Annotated in this window: 18 protein-coding genes; 13 read left to right on the top strand and 5 right to left on the bottom strand. The window is 72.3% G+C overall.

Annotated features, from left to right (window positions below):
* Positions 1-115 precede the first annotated feature (115 nt).
* The 10 genes from AB0898_RS00190 (at position 116) to AB0898_RS00145 (ending at position 10,173) form a co-directional block, all read left to right on the top strand.
* Complete coding sequence (locus tag AB0898_RS00190) at positions 116-1,072, top strand: DUF2520 domain-containing protein (protein ID WP_366800534.1); 957 nt, start codon at positions 116-118, stop codon at positions 1,070-1,072.
* The gene (gene panC, locus AB0898_RS00185) at positions 1,069-2,070 is read left to right on the top strand and encodes a pantoate--beta-alanine ligase (protein ID WP_366800533.1); all 1,002 of its coding nucleotides are present in this window, start codon (positions 1,069-1,071) and stop codon (positions 2,068-2,070) included. Before AB0898_RS00190 ends, panC begins: the two co-directional genes overlap by 4 nt.
* The gene (locus AB0898_RS00180) at positions 2,067-3,764 is read left to right on the top strand and encodes an L-aspartate oxidase (protein ID WP_366800532.1); all 1,698 of its coding nucleotides are present in this window, start codon (positions 2,067-2,069) and stop codon (positions 3,762-3,764) included. Before panC ends, AB0898_RS00180 begins: the two co-directional genes overlap by 4 nt.
* Before the next feature lie 73 nt (positions 3,765-3,837).
* Positions 3,838-4,821 (top strand): carboxylating nicotinate-nucleotide diphosphorylase, encoded by a 984-nt coding sequence (gene nadC / locus AB0898_RS00175; protein WP_366800531.1) that lies wholly within the window; start codon positions 3,838-3,840, stop codon positions 4,819-4,821.
* Between the two features lie 4 nt (positions 4,822-4,825).
* Positions 4,826-5,623, top strand: a complete 798-nt coding sequence (locus AB0898_RS00170) for a type III pantothenate kinase (RefSeq protein ID WP_366800530.1) — start codon at positions 4,826-4,828, stop codon at positions 5,621-5,623.
* Between the two features lie 107 nt (positions 5,624-5,730).
* Positions 5,731-6,654: a hypothetical protein gene (locus AB0898_RS00165; RefSeq protein WP_366800529.1), complete on the top strand. Its 924-nt coding sequence runs from the start codon at positions 5,731-5,733 to the stop codon at positions 6,652-6,654.
* Positions 6,655-7,369: 715 nt separating this feature from the next.
* The gene (locus AB0898_RS00160) at positions 7,370-7,543 is read left to right on the top strand and encodes a hypothetical protein (RefSeq protein ID WP_366800528.1); all 174 of its coding nucleotides are present in this window, start codon (positions 7,370-7,372) and stop codon (positions 7,541-7,543) included.
* Between the two features lie 1,125 nt (positions 7,544-8,668).
* Positions 8,669-9,073, top strand: a complete 405-nt coding sequence (locus AB0898_RS00155) for a BlaI/MecI/CopY family transcriptional regulator (RefSeq protein WP_407078278.1) — start codon at positions 8,669-8,671, stop codon at positions 9,071-9,073.
* A 9-nt stretch (positions 9,074-9,082) separates the two neighbouring features.
* Positions 9,083-9,634 carry an amino-acid N-acetyltransferase gene (locus AB0898_RS00150; RefSeq protein ID WP_366800526.1) on the top strand — a complete coding sequence of 184 codons (552 nt, stop codon included), beginning with the start codon at positions 9,083-9,085 and terminating at the stop codon, positions 9,632-9,634.
* Positions 9,635-9,837: 203 nt separating this feature from the next.
* Positions 9,838-10,173: an Lsr2 family protein gene (locus AB0898_RS00145; protein ID WP_366800525.1), complete on the top strand. Its 336-nt coding sequence runs from the start codon at positions 9,838-9,840 to the stop codon at positions 10,171-10,173.
* Positions 10,174-10,196: 23 nt separating this feature from the next.
* Here the strand turns inward: AB0898_RS00145 and AB0898_RS00140 are convergent, their stop codons facing one another.
* A complete protein-coding gene (locus tag AB0898_RS00140; protein ID WP_366800524.1) occupies positions 10,197-10,949 on the bottom strand; it encodes an SCO3374 family protein in 753 nt (250 codons plus the stop codon).
* Positions 10,950-11,379: 430 nt separating this feature from the next.
* On the opposite strand from AB0898_RS00140, the gene AB0898_RS00135 reads away from it, so the two are divergent.
* Positions 11,380-13,908 (top strand): ATP-dependent Clp protease ATP-binding subunit, encoded by a 2,529-nt coding sequence (locus AB0898_RS00135; protein ID WP_366800523.1) that lies wholly within the window; start codon positions 11,380-11,382, stop codon positions 13,906-13,908.
* A gap of 99 nt (positions 13,909-14,007) precedes the next feature.
* Here AB0898_RS00135 and AB0898_RS00130 read toward each other — a convergent pair whose 3' ends face one another.
* Entirely contained in the window at positions 14,008-14,619 is a 612-nt protein-coding gene (locus tag AB0898_RS00130) for an HAD family acid phosphatase (RefSeq protein WP_366800522.1), read from the bottom strand.
* Between the two features lie 471 nt (positions 14,620-15,090).
* On the opposite strand from AB0898_RS00130, the gene AB0898_RS00125 reads away from it, so the two are divergent.
* Positions 15,091-15,639 carry a M23 family metallopeptidase gene (locus tag AB0898_RS00125; protein ID WP_366800521.1) on the top strand — a complete coding sequence of 183 codons (549 nt, stop codon included), beginning with the start codon at positions 15,091-15,093 and terminating at the stop codon, positions 15,637-15,639.
* Positions 15,640-15,698: 59 nt separating this feature from the next.
* Here AB0898_RS00125 and AB0898_RS00120 read toward each other — a convergent pair whose 3' ends face one another.
* Positions 15,699-16,298 (bottom strand): TetR/AcrR family transcriptional regulator, encoded by a 600-nt coding sequence (locus tag AB0898_RS00120; RefSeq protein ID WP_366800520.1) that lies wholly within the window; start codon positions 16,296-16,298, stop codon positions 15,699-15,701.
* Positions 16,299-16,417: 119 nt separating this feature from the next.
* Between AB0898_RS00120 and AB0898_RS00115 the strand changes: the two genes are divergently transcribed.
* Complete coding sequence (locus AB0898_RS00115; protein WP_366800519.1) at positions 16,418-18,013, top strand: MDR family MFS transporter; 1,596 nt, start codon at positions 16,418-16,420, stop codon at positions 18,011-18,013.
* 85 nt (positions 18,014-18,098) lie between these two features.
* Here the strand turns inward: AB0898_RS00115 and cseC are convergent, their stop codons facing one another.
* Both cseC and cseB read right to left on the bottom strand, forming a co-directional pair.
* Positions 18,099-19,442, bottom strand: coding sequence for a two-component system sensor histidine kinase CseC (gene cseC / locus AB0898_RS00110; RefSeq protein ID WP_366800518.1), 1,344 nt, complete (start codon positions 19,440-19,442; stop codon positions 18,099-18,101).
* A gap of 11 nt (positions 19,443-19,453) precedes the next feature.
* The gene (cseB, locus tag AB0898_RS00105) at positions 19,454-20,155 is read right to left on the bottom strand and encodes a two-component system response regulator CseB (protein ID WP_366800517.1); all 702 of its coding nucleotides are present in this window, start codon (positions 20,153-20,155) and stop codon (positions 19,454-19,456) included.
* Positions 20,156-20,216 lie beyond the last annotated feature (61 nt).

The following is a 20,216-nucleotide window of genomic DNA, read 5'->3' as shown; positions in this document are numbered from 1 at the left end:
CGCCCCCCGCCGCCCACAGCCTGTGGACAACCGGAGCCGCCTTCCCGGATAGCGTTAACATGACGAGAAATCGTCCGGTACCCAGAGCGGACTGGAACGGGAAGGCCACGGTCGCGTGAGTACAGTCCACCAGCCAGATAACAAGGACCGCCCCGCGCGGCTCACCGTGGGCGTCGTCGGCGCCGGACGCGTGGGCCCCGCCCTGGCCGCGTCCCTGCAACTCGCCGGGCACACCCCGGTCGCCGTCTCGGGGGTCTCCGACGCCTCCCGCAGGCGCGCCGAGGCGATGCTCCCGGGCGTGCCGCTGGTGCCGCCCGCCGAGGTCCTCGGCCGTGCCGACCTGGTCCTGCTGACCGTCCCCGACGATGCCTTGCCCGGCCTGGTCACGGGCCTCGCCGAGACCGGCGCCGTCCGCCCGGGCCAGCTCCTGGTGCACACCTCGGGGCGGTACGGCGTCTCCGTCCTGGCCCCCGCCCTGCGCGCGGGCGCGCTGCCCCTCGCCCTGCACCCCGCGATGACCTTCACCGGCACCCCCGTGGACGTGCAGCGCCTGGCCGGCTGCTCCTTCGGCGTCACCGCGCCCGAGGAACTGCGGCTGGCCGCGCAGGCCCTGGTCATCGAGATGGGCGGCGAGCCCGAGTGGATCGCCGAGGAGAACCGCCCGCTCTACCACGCGGCCCTCGCCCTCGGCGCGAACCACCTCATCACCCTGGTCGCGCAGTCCATGGAGCTGCTGCGCACGGCCGGTGTCGAGTCCCCCGACCGGATGCTCGGCCCGCTCCTCGGCGCCGCCCTGGACAACGCGCTGCGCTCCGGTGACGCGGCCCTGACGGGCCCGGTCGCGCGCGGCGACGCCGGTACGGTCACCGCGCACCTCGACCAGCTGCGCCGGCACGCCCCGGCCACCGTCGAGGGCTACCTCGCGATGGCCCGCGCCACCGCCGACCGCGCGCTGGCCTCCGGACTGCTCAAGCCCGAGCTGGCCGAGGACCTGCTGGGGGCGCTCGCCCCCACCGGTGACGGCACCGAAGGAACGAACGGAACGAACGGCCCCGAGGGGAACGCCCGATGACCACCACCCTGCTGAGCACCGCCGACGAGCTGCACGCGCGCGTGCGGCGCGGCCGCCGTGCCGTCGTGATGACCATGGGTGCCCTGCACGAGGGCCACGCCACGCTGATCCGCGCCGCGCGCGAGATCGCCGGGCCCGAGGGCGAGGTCGTCGTCACGGTCTTCGTCAACCCGCTCCAGTTCGGCGCGAACGAGGACCTGGACCGCTACCCGCGCACCCTGGAGGCCGACCTCGCGCTCGCGGGGCGCGCGGGCGCCGACGCCGTCTTCGCGCCCTCGGTGGACGAGGTCTACCCCGGCGGCGACCCCCAGGTCCGGATCACGGCGGGCCCCATGGGCGAGCGCCTGGAGGGCGCCACGCGCCCCGGCCACTTCGACGGCATGCTCACCGTCGTCGCCAAGCTGCTGCACCTCACCCGTCCCGACGTGGCCCTCTACGGCCAGAAGGACGCCCAGCAGCTCGCCCTGATCCGGCGCATGGTGCGCGACCTCAACTTCGGCGTGGAGATCGTCGGCGTGCCGACCGTCCGCGAGGAGGACGGCCTCGCCCTCTCCAGCCGCAACCGCTACCTCTCGCCCGAGGAGCGCGACACCGCGCTCACGCTGTCCCGCGCGCTGTTCGCGGGCCGCGACCGGCACGCCGCCCAGGAGGCGCTGCGCGCCCGGGCCCGCGAGGTGCCGTCCACGCACGCGCGCGCCGAGGCGCTGAGCGCCATAGGCGAGTCGCGCGCCGCGGCCGACGCGCACGCGGTGGCCACCGCCGTACCCGGCGGCCCGGCCGCCGTCCGCGCGGCCGCCCGCCAGATCCTGGACGAGGGCGTCCACTTCGAGCCGCCGCTCGTCCTGGACTACCTCGCCCTGGTCGACCCCGCCGACTTCACCGAGATCGGCGACGGCTTCACCGGCGAGGCCGTCCTCGCCGTCGCCGCCCGGGTCGGCTCGACTCGGCTGATCGACAACATCCCACTCACCTTCGGAACCCCCGGAGCCGCCTCGTGACCAGCACAGGCATACGACTGCACGCGCCCGCCCCCGGCTGGGCCATCCCGGCCGACGTGGTGGTCGTCGGCTCCGGCGTGGCCGGGCTGACCGCCGCCCTGCGCTGCGAGGCGGCCGGACTGACGACGGTCGTCGTCACCAAGGCCCGCCTGGACGACGGTTCGACCCGCTGGGCCCAGGGCGGCATCGCCGCCGCGCTCGGCGAGGGCGACACGCCCGGGCAGCACCTGGACGACACCCTGGTCGCGGGCGCGGGCCTGTGCGACGAGGAGGCCGTACGCCTCCTGGTCACCGAGGGGCCGGGCGCCGTACGGCGGCTGATCTCGACCGGCGCCCGGTTCGACACCGACGACGCGGGCACCATCGAGCTCACCCGCGAGGGCGGCCACCACCGCCGCCGTATCGCGCACGCGGGCGGGGACGCCACCGGCGCGGAGATCTCCCGCGCGCTGGTCGACGCGGTCCGCGCGCGCGGCCTGCGCACCATCGAGAACGCGCTCGTGCTCGACCTGCTCACCGACGCCGAGGGCCGCACGGCCGGGGTCACCCTGCACGTCATGGGCGAGGGCCAGCACGACGGCGTGGGCGCCGTGCACGCGCCCGCGGTGATCCTCGCGACCGGCGGCATGGGCCAGGTGTTCTCCGCGACCACCAACCCGCCCGTCTCCACCGGTGACGGCGTCGCCCTGGCCCTGCGCGCGGGCGCCGAGGTCAGCGACCTGGAGTTCGTGCAGTTCCACCCGACCGTGCTGTTCCTCGGCCCCGACGCCGAGGGCCAGCAGCCGCTGGTCTCCGAGGCGGTGCGCGGCGAGGGCGCCCACCTGGTCGACGCCGACGGCGTGCGCTTCATGGTGGGCCAGCACGAGCTGGCCGAGCTGGCCCCGCGCGACATCGTCGCCAAGGGCATCACCCGGCGCATGCAGGAGACGGGCGCCGAGCACATGTATCTGGACGCCAGGCATTTCGGCGCCGACATGTGGGAGCAGCGCTTCCCGACGATCCTGGCCGCCTGCCGCGCCCATGGCATCGACCCGGTCACCGAGCCGATCCCGGTCGCCCCGGCCGCCCACTACGCCTCCGGCGGCGTCCGCACCGACGACCGGGGCCGTACGACGGTTCCCGGCCTGTACGCGTGCGGAGAGGCCGCCTGCACCGGCGTCCACGGCGCCAACCGGCTCGCCTCCAACTCCCTGCTCGAAGGGCTCGTCTACGCCGAGCGCATCGCCGCCGACCTCGCGGCCGCGCACGCCGACGGCAGCCTCTCCGCGCGCGTGCCCGCCCCCGTGCCGTACGCCGAGCGCCCCGCGCACCCGCTGCTCGCGCCCGAGTCCCGGCTCGCCGTCCAGCGGATCATGACCGAGGGCGCGGGCGTGCTGCGCTCGGCGGATTCCCTCGCGCGCGCGGCCGAGCGGCTGAAGCGGCTCCACGACGAGGCGCGCGAGGCCCTGGAGACCGACGGCAAGACCCCCGAGCCCGGCGTGGACACCTGGGAGGCCACCAACCTCCTGGACGTGGCCCGGGTCCTGGTCGCCGCCGCCCGGCTGCGTGAGGAGACCCGGGGCTGCCACTGGCGCGAGGACCGCCCCGGGCGCGATGACGACCACTGGCGCCGCCACATCGTGGTGACGCTCCGCCCGGACCGCTCCCTGGCCGAGCGCCTCACCGACACCGCGGACTTCCCACCGACCCGGTGATTCCGGCCCTCCGGCCCGGTGACCCCGCGCAGACTTGTCCCACCCGCACCCGTCCCCAGGAGCAGTGACGAACGTGAGCACCGAAGACCTTCCCCTCGCCCCCACCGGCGGCTGCGGTGACGGCTGCGCCTGCGGCGCCGGCGGCGAGGAGGGCGAGGAGTACCTGGAGTGCGGGCTCGACCCCGCGCTCGCCGAACTGCTGGCCGACGCCGGGCTCGACCCGGTCGAGGTCGAGGACATCGCCAACGTCGCGGTCCAGGAGGACCTGGCCGGCGGTGTCGACGTGACCACCGTCGCGACCATCCCCGAGGACGCGCGCGCCACCGGTGACTTCACCGCCCGCGAGACGGGCGTGGTCGCGGGCCTCAGGGTCGCCGAGGCCGTGCTCTCCGTGGTCTGCGAGGACGAGTTCGAGGTCGAGCGGCACGTCGAGGACGGCGACCTGGTCGAGGCCGGGCAGAAGCTGCTGACGGTCACCGCCCGCACCCGCGACCTGCTCACCGCCGAGCGCAGCGCGCTGAACATCCTCGGCCGCATGTCCGGCATCGCCACCGCCACGCGCGCGTGGGCCGACACGCTGGAGGGCAGCCGCACCCGCGTCCGCGACACCCGCAAGACCACGCCGGGCCTGCGCTCCCTGGAGAAGTACGCGGTCCGCTGCGGCGGCGGCGTCAACCACCGCATGTCGCTGTCCGACGCCGCCCTGGTCAAGGACAACCACGTGGTCGCCGCGGGCGGCGTGGCCCAGGCGTTCAAGGCCGTACGGGAGGCGTTCCCGGACGTGCCCGTCGAGGTCGAGGTGGACACCCTGCACCAGCTGCGCGAGGTCGTGGACGCGGGCGCCGACCTGATCCTGCTGGACAACTTCACGCCGGGGGAGTGCGAGGAGGCCGTCGCGATCACCGCCGGGCGCGCCCAGCTGGAGGCGTCGGGCCGGCTCACGCTGGAGAACGCGCGCGCGTACGCCGAGACCGGGGTGGACTTCCTGGCCGTCGGCGCCCTCACCCACTCCGCGCCGGTCCTGGACATCGGCCTGGACCTGCGCGCGGCGGAGTGACGGGATGCTGCTCACGATCGACGTCGGCAACACCCACACCGTCCTCGGTCTCTTCGACGGCGAGGACATCGTCGAGCACTGGCGCGTGTCCACCGACCCGCGCCGCACGGCCGACGAGCTGGCGGTGCTGCTGCGCGGGCTGATGGGCACCCACCCGCTGCTCGGCAGCGGCCTGGGCGACGGCATCACCGGCATCGCGATCTGCGCGACCGTCCCGTCGGTGCTGCACGAGCTGCGCGAGGTCACCCGGCGCTACTACGGCGACGTGCCCTCCGTACTGGTCGAGCCCGGCGTCAAGACGGGCGTGCCGGTGCAGTTCGACAACCCCAAGGAGGTCGGCGCCGACCGGATCATCAACACGGTCGCCGCGAACGAGCTGTACGGCGGCCCGGCGATCGTCGTCGACTTCGGCACGGCGACCACCTTCGACGCGGTCTCCGCGCGCGGGGAGTACGTCGGCGGGGTGATCGCGCCCGGCATCGAGATCTCGGTGGAGGCGCTGGGCGTCAAGGCGGCCCAGCTGCGCAAGATCGAGGTGGCCCGGCCGCGCAACGTGATCGGCAAGAGCACGGTGGAGGCGATGCAGTCCGGCATCGTCTACGGCTTCGCGGGCCAGGTCGACGGCGTCGTCACCCGGATGGCCCGCGAGCTGGCCGACGATCCGGACGACGTCACGGTGATCGCCACGGGCGGGCTCGCGCCCATGGTGCTCGGCGAGTCCTCGGTGATCGACGAGCACGAGCCGTGGCTGACGCTGATCGGGCTGCGGCTGGTCTACGAGCGGAACATCCCGCGCAGGTGAGGGGGCCGGCGCCGGATGCGGCGCCGGCCGGAGGAATGCGGGCACGACACGCGTCGACACAACGCTGTGTTTCGTCACTTTTGTCCGATTAGAGCTACCGTCGCCCCATGCCCACGCCATACGGATCTCGCGGCGGCATGGCGTTCGGCGCGGAGGAGCTGCGTGTGCTCCGCCGTGCCCTCGCCCTCGCCCTCCACCCCGGAACCGCCTCGGCCGAGGACGTCCAGGACTGCTTCCGCCTCGCCGAGTCGCTCGACGAGGCGCTGGCCGAAGCGGCCCGGCTGCGCGCCTTCCTGCTGGCCGACCTCGGCCGCTACCGAGCGGCCCTCCCGGCCACGGCGACCGGCTACCTCTCCCTGCTGGCGGAAGCCCTCGGCACCGGCCACCGCCCCACCCCCGACGACCTGGCCGCCCTGAAGGCCCTGAGCGGCAACCCCCAGGCCGCCACCCTCCTGGCCACGTGCCGACGAGTCCCGGTCCAGCACCAGCGCCCGGCGCCTCCGGCGACCCCGGGTACGACACCCCTGGTCCCACCCCCGGCGCCGGCCCCCGACCCCGCTCCCGCAGGGGCGGCCCCCGACCCCGCTTTCGCGGGAGTGGCACCGCCCTCCGGCGCGGCCCTGCTCCCGCCCCTGACGGCCCCGGCCGCCGCCCCGGTCCTCGCGCTCGCCGCTTCCCCCGCCCAGGCGGTCACGGCGGTCCCGGCCGTCATGGTGCCCTCGGCGGTGCTCTCGGCCCCCGCCACCCCGGTCCCCGGTATCCCGGCCGCCGCCATCCTGGCCTCGGAGCTCCCGGCCGCCGCGCTGGTGCCGGCCGTCATGGAACTCCCCCGCACCCGCCTCCTCGCCCTCCCCGGCGGCGCGGCCGACCCCGCCAAGCCGGGCCGCAAGCCCGCGGCCCCCGAGCCCGAGCGCCCGGCGACAGAACCCGATCACCCCAAACGCCCGGTCCCCACCCCCGGCGAGGTCTTCCCACCCCGCAAACCCCCCACCCCCCCAACCCAATCCCCAGACCACCTCGCAGCAGGCTGACCCTCGGGGGCCACCGCCACCCCGCCTGTGCGGGCCGGGACGCCCCTCGCCTCCGTACCGGGGGCACACCGGGACGGTGACAGGCCTCGCTCCCAGGGGCCCCTGTCCCCGTACCGGCCCGCCGGGACGCTCCGGGGACGGGCCCCCACTTCCGTACGGGCTGCCGGGCACCCCGGGGGTACACCGGGAGGGTGACGGGTCTCGCTCCCAGGGGTCTCTGGCCCCGTACCGGCCCGCCGGGACGCTCCGGGGATGGGCCCCCGCTTCCGGGGCGCATCGCTCGCACGGACCCCTGGGAAATCCCAGGGGTCACCCCGGATGGCGAGACGGGCGGGACCCCCGGCTCTGAGGCACCCCCGGCCGTGCAGGCGCCGGGACGCCCCGAGAGCCCTACCAGCCCGGCGACGAGCAGCGCCCGCACGGGCCGCTGGGGGACCCCAGGGAGCCGCGCCGCGCCGGGACGGCCCCGGAAACGCGGCCCCGGCTCCTGGGCCGCACCGGCACGGCGCGGCAAGGAGCCCCGGTTCCCGGGTGTTCCGGCCCGGACAGGCCGCCGGGGCACCCCAGGGGGTCGAAGGCCCTGATTCCCAGGCACCCCGCCCCGTACAGGCCCCCGGGACAACCCTGAGGGCCGCGCCGGGACGGCCGCGAGGCAGGTTTCCTGCTCCAGGCACCCCGCCCCTTGGTGCCCACCCCCGCTGGCTACTCTGGTCGCATGGAATACGTCTCCGCGCTCGTTCCCCCGGTCGTCATGGCCGCGTTGTTCATCGGTGTGGTCCGGGTGATCGTGAAGACCCAGGGCGGCGCCGCCAAGAGCAAGGAAGACGCCGCCGTCGACGCGGCCCTGGCCCGCGCGGAGAGCACCCGCCAGGCCACCACAGACGCCTGACGCGCCGCAGGCCCCCGCGCTCCCCAGAGCAGGGAAGACGCCACCCTGGTCGCAACGTCGGCCCACGCGGAGGGCACCCGCCCGGCTGCGCCCACGGACGCCCGACCCGCGCCGTACCCGCCCGTCCCGCGCCGCAGGCCCCCCCCGCGCTGCACAGGGCAGGGAAGATGCCCCCCTGCATGCGACGCCGGCCCACGCGGAGAGCACCCGCCCGGCTGCGGTCACGGACGCCTGGCCCGCCGTCCCGCGCCGCAGGCACCCCGCGCTGCCCAGGGCAGCGAAGACGCCGCCCGGGACGCGGCGCCGGCCCGTGCGGAGGGCACCCGCCCGGCTGCGGCCATGGACGCCTGACCCACGCCGTACCCGCCCGTCCCGCGCCGCAGGCATCTCGCGCTGCCCAGGGCAGGGAAGACGCCGCCCTGCGGCGCCGACCCGTGCGGAGAGCCCCCGCCCGGCTGCCGCCACGGACGCCTGGACCCGCCCGTCCGGCGCCGCAGGCCCCCGCGCTGCCCAAAGCAGCGAAGACGCCACCCTGCATGCGGCCGCCGGTCCACACGGAGAACGCCCGCCAGGCTGCCGCCACGGACGCCTGAGCCGCGCTGCTCGCGCCCCCTGACATCCGGAGAGCACCTGTCGGGCCGCGCCCGTCCCCCAGCCGGCGCCGAGCGCACCCGCTGGGCCGCGCCGTACATCCCCTGGTCGTCCGGAGGGCACCCTCCAGGCCGCGACCGGCTCCTGATCCCGCGGAGCGCACCCGTTGAAGCCGCGCCGCACATGCCCCCTGGGCGTTCGGAGAGCCGCAACCGGCTCCTGAGCCGCGCCGCCCGCGCCCCCTCCCCGCACAGCCACGAAGCGCCGACCGCGTCGCCACGGATGCCTGAACGGCGCCCCACGCCAGACCGCCGCCGGGAAGGCACCATCCCCGCCCACACGGAGAGCGGAGGTCTGACCGCGACGTAACCCGCCCCCGCCGCCGCAGGCACCCCCCCGCCAAGGCGCCGCAGGCATTCGCGTCCCTTTTGGCAGTGTTTCCTACCTAAGTGCACGTCCCGCACGCCATTGGCGGGATCTCCCACTATTGTTCTAAGCGTGCCGAGGCCATTGGGAGAACTCGAAGACGCCGTCATGACGCGGGTGTGGAAGTGGAACCGCCCGGTGACCGTTCGAGAAGTCCTGGAAGACCTCCAGCGGGAACGCTCCATCGCGTACACCACGGTCATGACCGTTTTGGACAATCTTCATCAGAAGGGCTGGGTACGCCGCGAGGCGGAAGGCCGCGCCTATCGCTACGAGGCCGTCTCCACCCGAGCCGCCTACGCCGCCGCGCTCATGAACGACGCCTGGACCCAGAGCGACAACCCCGCCGCCGCTCTCGTCGCCTTCTTCGGCATGATGAGCGAGGAACAACGCCAGGCACTCAGTGACGCGATCCGTATCGTCCAGGGACCGGAAACACGGGAACCGAGGGAACCCAGGGAACCTTCCCGAGAGGAGAACCCCGGTTCGGCGGAGGACACCGGCGGGCGATAGCGTCCGCTCATGTCAGCAGAGCGCCCCGAAGTCCCCGGGAAAGCCGCAGGCCCCGGGAAAGCGGTCACCGTCCGCCGCGCCCGGACCAGCGATGTTCCCGCCGTACGCCGACTCCTCGACCTCTACGCGCACGAGCACATCCTGCTCGACAAAGCAACGGTCACGCTTTACGAGGACATCCAGGAGTTCTGGGTCGCGGAACGCGACGACAACGCCGAGGTGGTCGGCTGCGGCGCCCTGCACGTCATGTGGGAAGACCTCGCGGAAGTGCGCACTCTCGCCGTCCGGCCCGGCCTGAAGGGCTCCGGCGTCGGCCACCTGGTGCTGGAGAAGCTGCTCCAGACCGCTCGTTGGCTCGGTGTTCGCCGCGTTTTCTGTCTGACCTTCGAAGTCGACTTCTTCACCAAGCACGGCTTCACGGAGATCGGCGAGACTCCCGTCGACACCGATGTGTACGCGGAGCTGATGCGCTCCTATGACGAGGGTGTCGCCGAGTTCCTCGGTCTCGAACGAGTGAAACCGAACACCTTGGGCAACAGCCGGATGCTTCTGCATCTGTGATCGCCATTGCCCCGGTTCCCTATGTCCGAAACGCGCACGTTTCCGGACGGGCCCTCCTCCCTGCCCCTCTCCCCGAGGGTTTGTGTTTTTCCGGCAAAAGCGGTTTGCTTTCCGGCGTACTGCAGCACTGCATATAACAGGGGCGGCAAAACGGCGACGCCGCGCACCTCCCCGCACTCACGTTATCGATGAAAGGAAATCCCGTGGCACAGAAGGTTCAGGTCCTTCTTGTCGACGACCTCGACGGCGGCGAGGCGGACGAGACGGTGACGTTCGCGCTGGACGGCAAGACTTACGAGATTGATCTGACGACCGCCAATGCGGACAAGCTGCGCGGCCTTCTCGGTCCGTATGTCCAGGGTGGCCGTCGTACCGGTGGCCGTTCCTCCGCCGGCCGCGGAAAGTCCCGCGCCTCTTCCGGCGGCAACCAGGACACCGCGGCGATCCGCGCCTGGGCCAAGGAGAACGGCTACGACGTGAACGACCGCGGCCGCGTCCCCGCCTCCATCCGCGAGGCGTACGAGAAGGCCAACGGCTGATCCGCCCGCCCGAGGGCCGACGGCTACCGAAGGCCCGTCGGCCGGGCCCGCGCGCGGCCGCCCGACCCGGCGCCCGCGCGCCGCAGCCGGACGCGGTGGCACTCCGCCGCGACGGTGCCCACGACCCGTACGAGATCGGGGGCACCCGTGGCGCCCCCCACGCCCGGCAGCGCCGGCAGCGCGGCCCCGTCCCGGCGGCACGCCCCGGGGGGCCGCAGCCACACGGCGGCCTCCCGCGCCGCGCCGGGCGGCTGCCGCGCCTCCGTACGGTCGCGTACGGCCGCCTCCTCGGCGGCGGGGACCTGGCCGGCCTGCCGCGCTCCCGTACGGGCGCGTACGGCGACCGGCCGCACAGCGGCAGGCGCGTCTTCCCGCCGCGCCCCCGCACGGGCGCGTACGGGCGGCTCCGGCGCCGTCATGAGGCCGCCCGCGCCCAGCGCCCGCAGATCCAGCGGCAGCGGCGCCCACTCCAGCCACTCCAGCAGCCCCGGCAGCTCCTCCGCCGAGCCCGCGGCCACCAGGAGCAGCATCCGCCCGCCGCACAGGGCCACCGGTGAGCCGGGGCCCAGATGCCGCAGCGCCGCCGTGCCCGCGCCGGCCGGCACGTCCAGCACGTCGAACCGCACCCCCGTCACCAGCCGCAGCGGCGTACCGGGGGCCGTCGGCCAGCCCAGCACCCCCTCGTACCAGCGCCTCGCCGCGGCGAGGGGGAGAGCGGGGCCGGCGGACGGACGCCGGGGGCCGGGAATCGCGGACGCCGGGAGCACCGTGGACATGTCCGGAGCAACCTCGTCCGGCGCCCGGTGGTTACGCTGGGCAGCCGGACGGTCCCGCAGCGTCCACCCAGGGGGAGTGCGCGGGAGCGCACGGTGGCACAAGGTTGTTCGCCCATAGCGGAGGGATGCGGGGCGCGCGGCATGGACTGTCGGTCCCCGCGGGTAAGACATGCCTAGTGGGAGGGGGCGACACGCAGAACGGGGCGTCTCACGTTCGCCAACGGCGTACTGGCGACTGGGGTAACTGCCTGGCCTGCGGGAACATCGTCTCGCACCATCGGGTTGGAGCAGATGTCGGCGTCAGGGGTCAGGAGGCCATCGACGGTGTCGGCAGTTGGAATGAGCGGTCCCCGCTTGCGGGACTAAGCTGCGGAAGGACAGGGAGGGGAAGTTCCCCCCACTGCCTGACCGCTCTGAGGAGCGATTAACGATGTTCGAGAGGTTCACCGACCGCGCGCGGCGGGTTGTCGTCCTGGCTCAGGAAGAAGCCCGGATGCTCAACCACAACTACATCGGCACCGAGCACATCCTCCTGGGTCTCATCCACGAGGGTGAAGGTGTCGCCGCTAAGGCCCTGGAGAGCCTCGGCATTTCGCTTGAGGCGGTCCGCCAGCAGGTGGAGGAGATCATCGGTCAGGGCCAGCAGGCCCCGTCCGGCCACATCCCCTTCACCCCCCGTGCCAAGAAGGTCCTGGAGCTGTCGCTCCGCGAGGCCCTTCAGCTGGGCCACAACTACATCGGCACGGAGCACATCCTGCTCGGCCTGATCCGCGAGGGCGAGGGCGTCGCCGCCCAGGTCCTGGTCAAGCTGGGCGCAGACCTCAACCGGGTGCGGCAGCAGGTCATCCAGCTGCTCTCCGGTTACCAGGGCGGCAAGGAGGCGGCCACCGCGGGCGGTCCGGCCGAGGGCACCCCCTCGACCTCCCTCGTCCTGGACCAGTTCGGCCGGAACCTCACCCAGGCCGCTCGGGAGACCAAGCTCGACCCCGTCATCGGGCGCGAGAAGGAAATCGAGCGGGTCATGCAGGTGCTGTCCCGGCGCACCAAGAACAACCCGGTGCTGATCGGTGAGCCCGGCGTCGGCAAGACCGCCGTCGTCGAGGGCCTCGCCCAGGCCATCGTCAAGGGCGAGGTGCCCGAGACCCTCAAGGACAAGCACCTCTACACCCTGGACCTCGGTGCCCTGGTCGCCGGCTCGCGCTACCGCGGTGACTTCGAGGAGCGCCTGAAGAAGGTCCTCAAGGAGATCCGCACCCGCGGCGACATCATCCTGTTCATCGACGAGCTGCACACGCTGGTCGGTGCGGGCGCCGCCGAGGGCGCGATCGACGCCGCCTCCATCCTCAAGCCGATGCTGGCCCGTGGTGAGCTGCAGACCATCGGTGCCACCACGCTGGACGAGTACCGCAAGCACCTGGAGAAGGACGCGGCCCTCGAGCGCCGCTTCCAGCCCATCCAGGTCGCGGAGCCGTCGCTGCCGCACACGATCGAGATCCTCAAGGGCCTGCGCGACCGGTACGAGGCGCACCACCGCGTCTCCATCACCGACGAGGCGCTGGTCCAGGCCGCCACCCTGGCCGACCGGTACATCTCGGACCGCTTCCTGCCGGACAAGGCGATCGACCTCATCGACGAGGCCGGCTCCCGGATGCGCATCCGCCGGATGACCGCGCCGCCGGACCTGCGCGAGTTCGACGAGAAGATCGCCGGTGTCCGCCGGGACAAGGAGTCCGCGATCGACTCGCAGGACTTCGAGAAGGCCGCCTCCCTGCGCGACAAGGAGAAGCAGCTCCTGGCCGCCAAGGCCAAGCGCGAGAAGGAGTGGAAGGCCGGCGACATGGACGTCGTCGCCGAGGTCGACGGCGAGCTCATCGCCGAGGTCCTCGCGACCGCCACCGGCATCCCGGTCTTCAAGCTGACCGAGGAGGAGTCCTCGCGTCTGCTGCGCATGGAGGACGAGCTCCACAAGCGGGTCATCGGCCAGGTCGACGCCGTCAAGGCGCTGTCGAAGGCGATCCGTCGTACGCGCGCCGGTCTGAAGGACCCGAAGCGTCCCGGTGGCTCGTTCATCTTCGCCGGTCCGTCCGGTGTCGGTAAGACCGAGCTGTCCAAGGCGCTCGCCGAGTTCCTCTTCGGCGACGAGGACGCGCTGATCTCCCTCGACATGTCGGAGTTCAGCGAGAAGCACACGGTCTCGCGGCTCTTCGGTTCGCCCCCCGGCTACGTGGGCTACGAGGAGGGCGGCCAGCTCACCGAGAAGGTGCGCCGCAAGCCGTTCTCGGTCGTCCTCTTCGACGAGGTCGAGAAGGCCCACCCGGACATCTTCAACTCGCTGCTACAGATCCTGGAGGACGGTCGCCTGACCGACTCCCAGGGCCGGGTCGTGGACTTCAAGAACACGGTCATCATCATGACGACCAACCTCGGCACCCGGGACATCTCCAAGGGCTTCAACCTGGGCTTCGCGGCCTCGGGCGACACGAAGACCAACTACGAGCGCATGAAGAACAAGGTCTCGGACGAGCTCAAGCAGCACTTCCGCCCCGAGTTCCTCAACCGCGTCGACGACGTGGTCGTCTTCCCGCAGCTCACCCAGGCCGACATCCTGCGGATCGTCGACCTGATGGTCGGCAAGGTGGACGAGCGCCTCAAGGACCGGGACATGGGCATCGAGCTCTCCCAGTCCGCCAAGGAGCTCCTCTCCAAGAAGGGGTACGACCCGGTGCTGGGCGCGCGTCCGCTGCGTCGCACGATCCAGCGCGAGATCGAGGACACCCTCTCGGAGAAGATCCTCTTCGGCGAGCTGCGCCCCGGCCACATCGTGGTCGTGGACACGGAGGGCGAGGGCGACAACCAGACCTTCACCTTCCGCGGCGAGGAGAAGTCGGCCCTCCCCGACGCCCCGCCGATCGAGCAGGCGGCGGGCGGCGCGGGCCCGAACCTGAGCAAGGACGCGTGACCCTCCGGGGCCTCGCCTGAGAAACCCCGAAAGGGCCGGTGCTTTCGAGCACCGGCCCTTTCGCGTGCGCGGGGGCTCTACGAGCGGTGAGCCGGGCTCCTACGACAGTTGGCCGTCGTAGTCCGGCAGCTTGAAGGTCTTTTCCGCGTGGCCGCCCGTGAGGTCGGAGGTGCTGTTGCCGATGTTGGCGATGATCTTGTAGCCCTGGGACTCGATGTCGGCGCGCTGGGCGGTCTTGTAGGCGGCGACGTCCTTGAAGAGGTCGGTGAGGCCGCGGACGCGGAGGCCGGTGACGTCGTAGCCGTCGTGGGCGAGGTTGTACTGGGTGGGGAGGTACAGGAGGCCGGGGCGGGCGGTGACGAAGAAGAGGGCGACGTCGTGGTCCTGGGCGTAGCGGGCGACGTTCAGGACGGGCTTGTTGGCGGGCTGCGGGTAGCTGAAGCCGAAGTCGGTCTCCAGGGTGGTGTTGTCGATGTCGAAGACGATCGCCTGGCGTTCGCCGGCCGGGGCGGCGGCGATACGGCTCTGGACGTAGGGCAGCGCCTGGTCCATGACGGCCGCGCAGTCGCGCTGCCAGGTGGCGTAGTCGACGGTGGCCGCGGCCGCCGTGGGGGCCGCCTCGGCGGCCTGGGCGGGGGTGGCCAGGGCGGTGAGCGCGGCCAGGCAGACGGCGGCGGTGGCGGTGCGGCGCGCCCAGGGGCGTCTGGTCATCGGTGGGGGGTTCCTCTCGCGTCCGTACGGGGCAGGGCGGGTCCCGGAGACCGGAAATGTCAGGGACATGCTCTGCGAAGGGGGTGGCGCGAGGGGAACCGTAGGGTTACCGGGGGGTAGGTGGCCAGAGGCGCGGGTCACATTTACGGGAGGGCCGAATACCCCCGCCGGTGACATGCCGCACAGGCGAAATGTCCGTTACTACACCGGATAGTGGGAAACCTTATCCAGCCAAAATGGGACATTCATCCCGGGACTCTGGGTGATACCGCGATGTGGGCACGGCCGGAGTCCGGAGTGTGGGTTCTGTCGAGAATTGGGTGTTTTGGCGGGCTCTACTATGCCTCGCCGTAGTGAGGGGGGTTTGAGTGCGAATGGAATGCCGGGTTACCAATGTGTGGTCCCGCCCGGCGAACGGTGAAACATCCGTGTGCCGGGTGGCGCTCTGTCCCCCGAGTTCACGAGGTATAGATGTTCAAGCGTTCCACGTCTCGCCCCGCCCGTACGTCCCTCCGCAGCCGCGTGGCCGTCATGGCCGCCGGAGTCGGCGCCGCGGCCGTGCTGGGTGGCGGGGTCGCGAGCGCCGCGACCGCCCCCGCGACCTCCTGGGTGGACCCGGTGCAGCACTACACGCTCTCGGCCGGTTTCAACCAGGCCGGCAGCCACTGGGCCCACAAGCACAGCGGTCAGGACTTCGCGGTGCCCACCGGCACCAGTGTGCTCGCGGCGCACGGCGGCACGGTCGTCAAGGCCGGCCCGAACGGCGCCGGTGACGGTCCCGCCTACGGCAACGCCGTCGTCATCAAGCACGACAACGGCCTGTACTCGCAGTACGCCCACCTGTCCCGCATCGACGTGCGCGTCGGCCAGATCGTCAAGACCGGCCAGCACATAGCCCTCTCGGGCAGCACCGGCAACTCCACCGGCCCGCACCTGCACTTCGAGATCCGTACGACCCCGAACTACGGCTCCGCCGTCAACCCGGTCGTCTTCCTGCGCGCTCACGGCGTCCACGTCTGAGCGGCGCGCGTCCCGCACGGGACGTGACGTGACGGCGCCCTGACATCAGGGCGCCGTTCTCACTGCCTGCCGCGGGCGCCCTCGTGCGCCTGCGTCACCAGGTCCACGGCGACTTCGAGAACGGCCTGGCGCTTCTTCTCGGCGTCGCCCTCCAGGTCCTGCATCACGAACATCCCCGCGTGCAGCGTGAACAGCGCGCTGATGCAGCGCACCTGGTCGGTGAGCTGGGCCTCGGGGTCGATGATGATGTCCCTGAGGCCGCGCATCCGGTCCTTGAAGGTCTCGCCGATGCGCAGCTCCCGTACCGTCGCCTGGTTCTCCTGCATGAACCGGAAGAGCGGCTCCGCTCCGGCCAGCGCCTCGCTGTAGCGCCGGACGATCTCCTGCTTGGTCTCCAGGGTGTGCGGCTGTCCCTGTCCCCACTCGATCAGGTCCTCGATCGGCTGCGTCAGATCCTTGAAGAGGCTGACGATGATCTCTTCCTTGGTCTTGAAGTGGTAGTACAGGGCTGCCTTGGTCACGTCGAGGCGCTCCGCGATCTCGCGCAGAGACGTCTTCTCGTAGCCCTGCTCCGCGAAGAGCTCTAGCGCCACGTCCTGGATGCGCTGGCGGGTGTTGCCGCGGCGCTGCTGCTTGGTGCCGTCCATCGTGCCACCCATCCTCGTACTCCTCGCGCTTCCGGGAAACTTACTTGACGCCCGGCTAGTAAACTGGCTACCTTCAGTGTAGTGAACTAGCCGGGCGGCAAGTAAGTACCTGTCGCAAGGGAGTGGGAGAGATGGCGGACACACAGACGGTCCCCGCGGACCAGGGGAAACCCGCGGAGCCGGAGAAGCAGCCGAAGAGCGTACGCGTCGTTCTGATGGCGCTCATGATCGCGATGATGCTCGCGATGCTGGACAACATGATCGTGGGCACCGCGATGCCGACCATCGTCGGCGACCTCGGCGGGCTGGAGCACCTGTCCTGGGTGGTCACCGGCTACACGCTCGCGACCGCGGCCTCCACCCCCGTCTGGGGCAAGGTCGGCGACATGTTCGGGCGCAAGGGCGCCTTCCTCAGCTCGATCGTGATCTTCCTCATCGGTTCGGCGCTGAGCGGCATGGCCCAGGACATGGGCCAGCTGATCGGCTTCCGTGCCATCCAGGGTCTCGGCGCCGGCGGCCTCATGGTCGGCGTCATGGCGATCATCGGCGACCTGATCCCGCCGCGTGAGCGCGGCAAGTACCAGGGCATGATGGCCGGTGTCATGGCGCTCGCCATGATCGGCGGCCCGCTGGTCGGCGGCACCATCACCGACAACTGGGGATGGCGCTGGACCTTCTACATCAACCTGCCGCTCGGCGCGGTCGCGCTCGCGCTGGTCACCGCCGTGCTGCACCTGCCGAAGAAGCGGGCCAAGGCCGGCATCGACTACCTCGGTGTCGTGCTCCTGACCGTCGGCATCACCTCCATCGTGCTGGTCACCACCTGGGGCGGCACGCAGTACGCCTGGTCCTCCGCGCGCATCATGGAGCTCATCGCGCTCGGCGTGGCCTCGCTGGTCGGGTTCGTGTTCTGGCAGACCAAGGCCGCCGAGCCGGTGCTGCCGCTGCACATCTTCAAGAGCCGCAACTTCACCCTGATGGCCCTCATCGGCTTCATCACCGGCTTCGTGATGTTCGGCGCCACGCTCTTCCTGCCGCTCTACCAGCAGTCCGTCCAGGGCGCGTCCGCGACCAACTCCGGTCTGCTGCTCCTGCCGATGCTGGGCGCCATGCTCGTGACGTCCATGGTCGCCGGCCGGGTCACCACCAACAGCGGCCGCTACAAGGCGTTCCCGATCGTGGGCGGCGCCCTGATGATCGTCGGCCTCTACCTGATGTCCACCATGGGCGTCGACACGACCCGGGTGACCTCCGGCATCTACATGGCCGTCGTCGGCGCGGGCATGGGCTGCCTGATGCAGATCACCATGCTGGTCGCGCAGAACAGCGTGGAGATGAAGGACATGGGCGTCGCCTCGTCCTCCGCCACCCTGTTCCGTACGCTCGGTTCCTCGTTCGGCGTGGCGGTCATGGGCGCGCTGTTCAACAACCGGGTGAACGACACCATGGCCGAGCGCGGCGGCGCCATGGCCCGCAAGGTCACCGAGAAGTCCGCCCAGCTGGACGCGGCGCACCTGCGCCTGCTCCCGGTCCCGCTGCAGGACGCGTACAAGCACGCGGTCTCGTCCGGTATCCACTCCGCCTTCCTGCTCGGCGCGGCGGTCGCGATCGTGGTCCTGGTCGCGTCCCTGTTCGTCAAGGAGGTCCCGCTGCGCGGCGGCGGCCCCCAGAAGACCGAGGCGGACGGCGCCGACGCCGCCCCGCTCCCGGTCGTCGAAGCGGTCTGACCCACCGCAGCACAGCCCGAAGGCCCCCGGCGCGTGTCCGCCCCGGGGGCCTTCGCCTTGCCTGCGGCCGCACCCGTCGCACCGGCTACACCGGCAGCACCGGATGGCTCCCCGTGTCCGTCGGGGCGTGTTCCGGGAGCCACAGGACCGCGACCGCGCCCTCGGACGGGACGCCCGGCGGGGCGCCCGGGGGGCGGACGTTGCGGAAGGTGAGGCGGGCGCCCAGGACCCGGGCCTGGCCGGCCGCGATGGTGAGGCCGAGCCCGTGGCCCTGGCCCGAGCGGTCCTCGCTGCCGGTGCGGAAGCGGCGCGGGCCCTCGGCGAGCAGCTCCTCGGGGAAGCCGGGGCCGTGGTCGCGGATGCGGATCACCCGGCCCTCGACGGTCACCTCGATGGGCGGCCTGCCGTGCCGGGCGGCGTTCGTGAGCAGGTTGAACAGCACCCGCTCAAGCCGCCGGGGGTCCGTGGTGACCTCGGACTCGTGCACCACCCGTACGACGATGTCCGGGTCCTTGGCGGTCACGCGCCGGGCGACGAAATCGCCCAGCATGATGTCCTGCAGCTCGGCCCGCTCGGAGGCGCCGTCGAGCCGGGCCACCTCCAGGACGTCCTCCACGAGGGTGCGCATGGCCTTGGCGCGGTCCAGGACCAGTTCCGTGGGCCGGCCGGGCGGCAGCAGCTCGGCGGCCGTCAGCAGGCCCGTCACCGGGGTGCGCAGCTCGTGCGCGATGTCGGCGGTGACCCGGCGCTCGGCCTCCAGGCGCTGCTTGAGCGCGTCCGCCATGGCGTCCACCGCGCGCGCGAGGTCGTCGGTCTCGTCGCGTACGACCCCGCCGATGGCCTCGCGCACCCGTACGTCCGTCGCGCCCTTGGCGACCTGGTTCGCGGCGGCCGCCGCCTTGCGCAGCCGCCGGGAGAGCTGCCCGCCGATCAGCACGCCGAGCGCGCTGCCGCCGAGCACCACCGCGATGGAGCCGATGACCAGCGCCTGGTCGAGGTCGGTCAGGATGTCGGTCGAGCGGTCCGGGAAGGAGCTGTGCAGGGACAGCACGTGTCCGCCCTTGACCGGCACCGCCGCCCAGATGTCCGGCTCCCCGGTGCCCTGGTCGCTGACGTAACTGGCCCGGCGCCCGTCCTCCACCTTGTCCCGCAGCGGGCCCGGCAGCTGCGGGTCGTCGATCTTGACGTTGGGGAAGTTGGGGCGCCCGGACAGCTCGTAGTTGCGCTGGGCGATCTGCACCCGCTGGTTGGCGAGGTCACGGGCGTTGTCCAGCATCGAGACCCGGGCCGCGTTGTGCACGACCAGGCTCAGCCCGATCGCCACCAGGCCCGCCACCAGCGCGATCGCCGCGCTCAGCTTCCATCGGAGCCCCGTTCTGAGGCCCACCCCCGCCATGCGCCGCACCGGGCGCCGGACGAATCCCGGCATGTCGGCTCCGCTCAGGCCCGCAGCTTGTAGCCGAAGCCGCGAACGGTCTCGATCCGGTCCTGGCCGATCTTCTGCCGCAGCCGCTGCACATGCACGTCCACGACCCGCGTGTCCCCGCCCCAGCCGTACTCCCACACGCGTTCGAGCAGCTTGTCGCGGGAGAGGACGGTGCCAGGGGCGCCGGAGAATTCAAGAAGCAGCCGCATCTCGGTCGGGGTGAGCGCCACGGGCCGGCCCGCCCGGCGCACCTCCATGCCCTCGGTGTCGATCTCCAGGTCCCCGAAAGCCAGCATCCCGCCGGAGTCGGCGCCGGCCCCCGCGCCGTCCGCCGTGTGCCCGGCGTGCCCGAAGCGGCGCAGCACCGCCCGGATACGGGCCACCAGCACCGCCCCGTCGAACGGCTTGGTCACATAGTCGTCGGCGCCCGCCTCCAGGCCGAGCACCACGTCGATGGAGTCGGCCCGCGCCGACAGCATGATCACCGGCACCGTCGACTCGTCCCGGATGCGGCGGCACAGGCTCACCCCGTCCAGGCCCGGCACCATCACGTCCAGGAGCGCGATGTCCGGCCGGTCGGAGCGGAACGCCGCGAGACCGGACAGCCCGTCCGGCATGGCGGTCACCGCGAAGCCGTCCCGCTCCAGGGCGAGCTGGGTGGCCTCACGGATGACGTCGTCGTCCTCGACGAACAGGACGTGGGTCTGCTCTGACATCCGGCTGCTCTCCGTCTCGTGGTCGGCGTCTGGTGGTCGGCCCGGTGGGGCGTCGCGGGTG

The sequence above is a fragment of the Streptomyces sp. NPDC005435 genome (assembly GCF_040703155.1).
GTDB lineage: Bacteria > Actinomycetota > Actinomycetes > Streptomycetales > Streptomycetaceae > Streptomyces.
The sequence above is the reverse complement of the archived record's forward strand: the minus strand, read 5'-3'. Positions and strand labels throughout refer to the sequence as shown.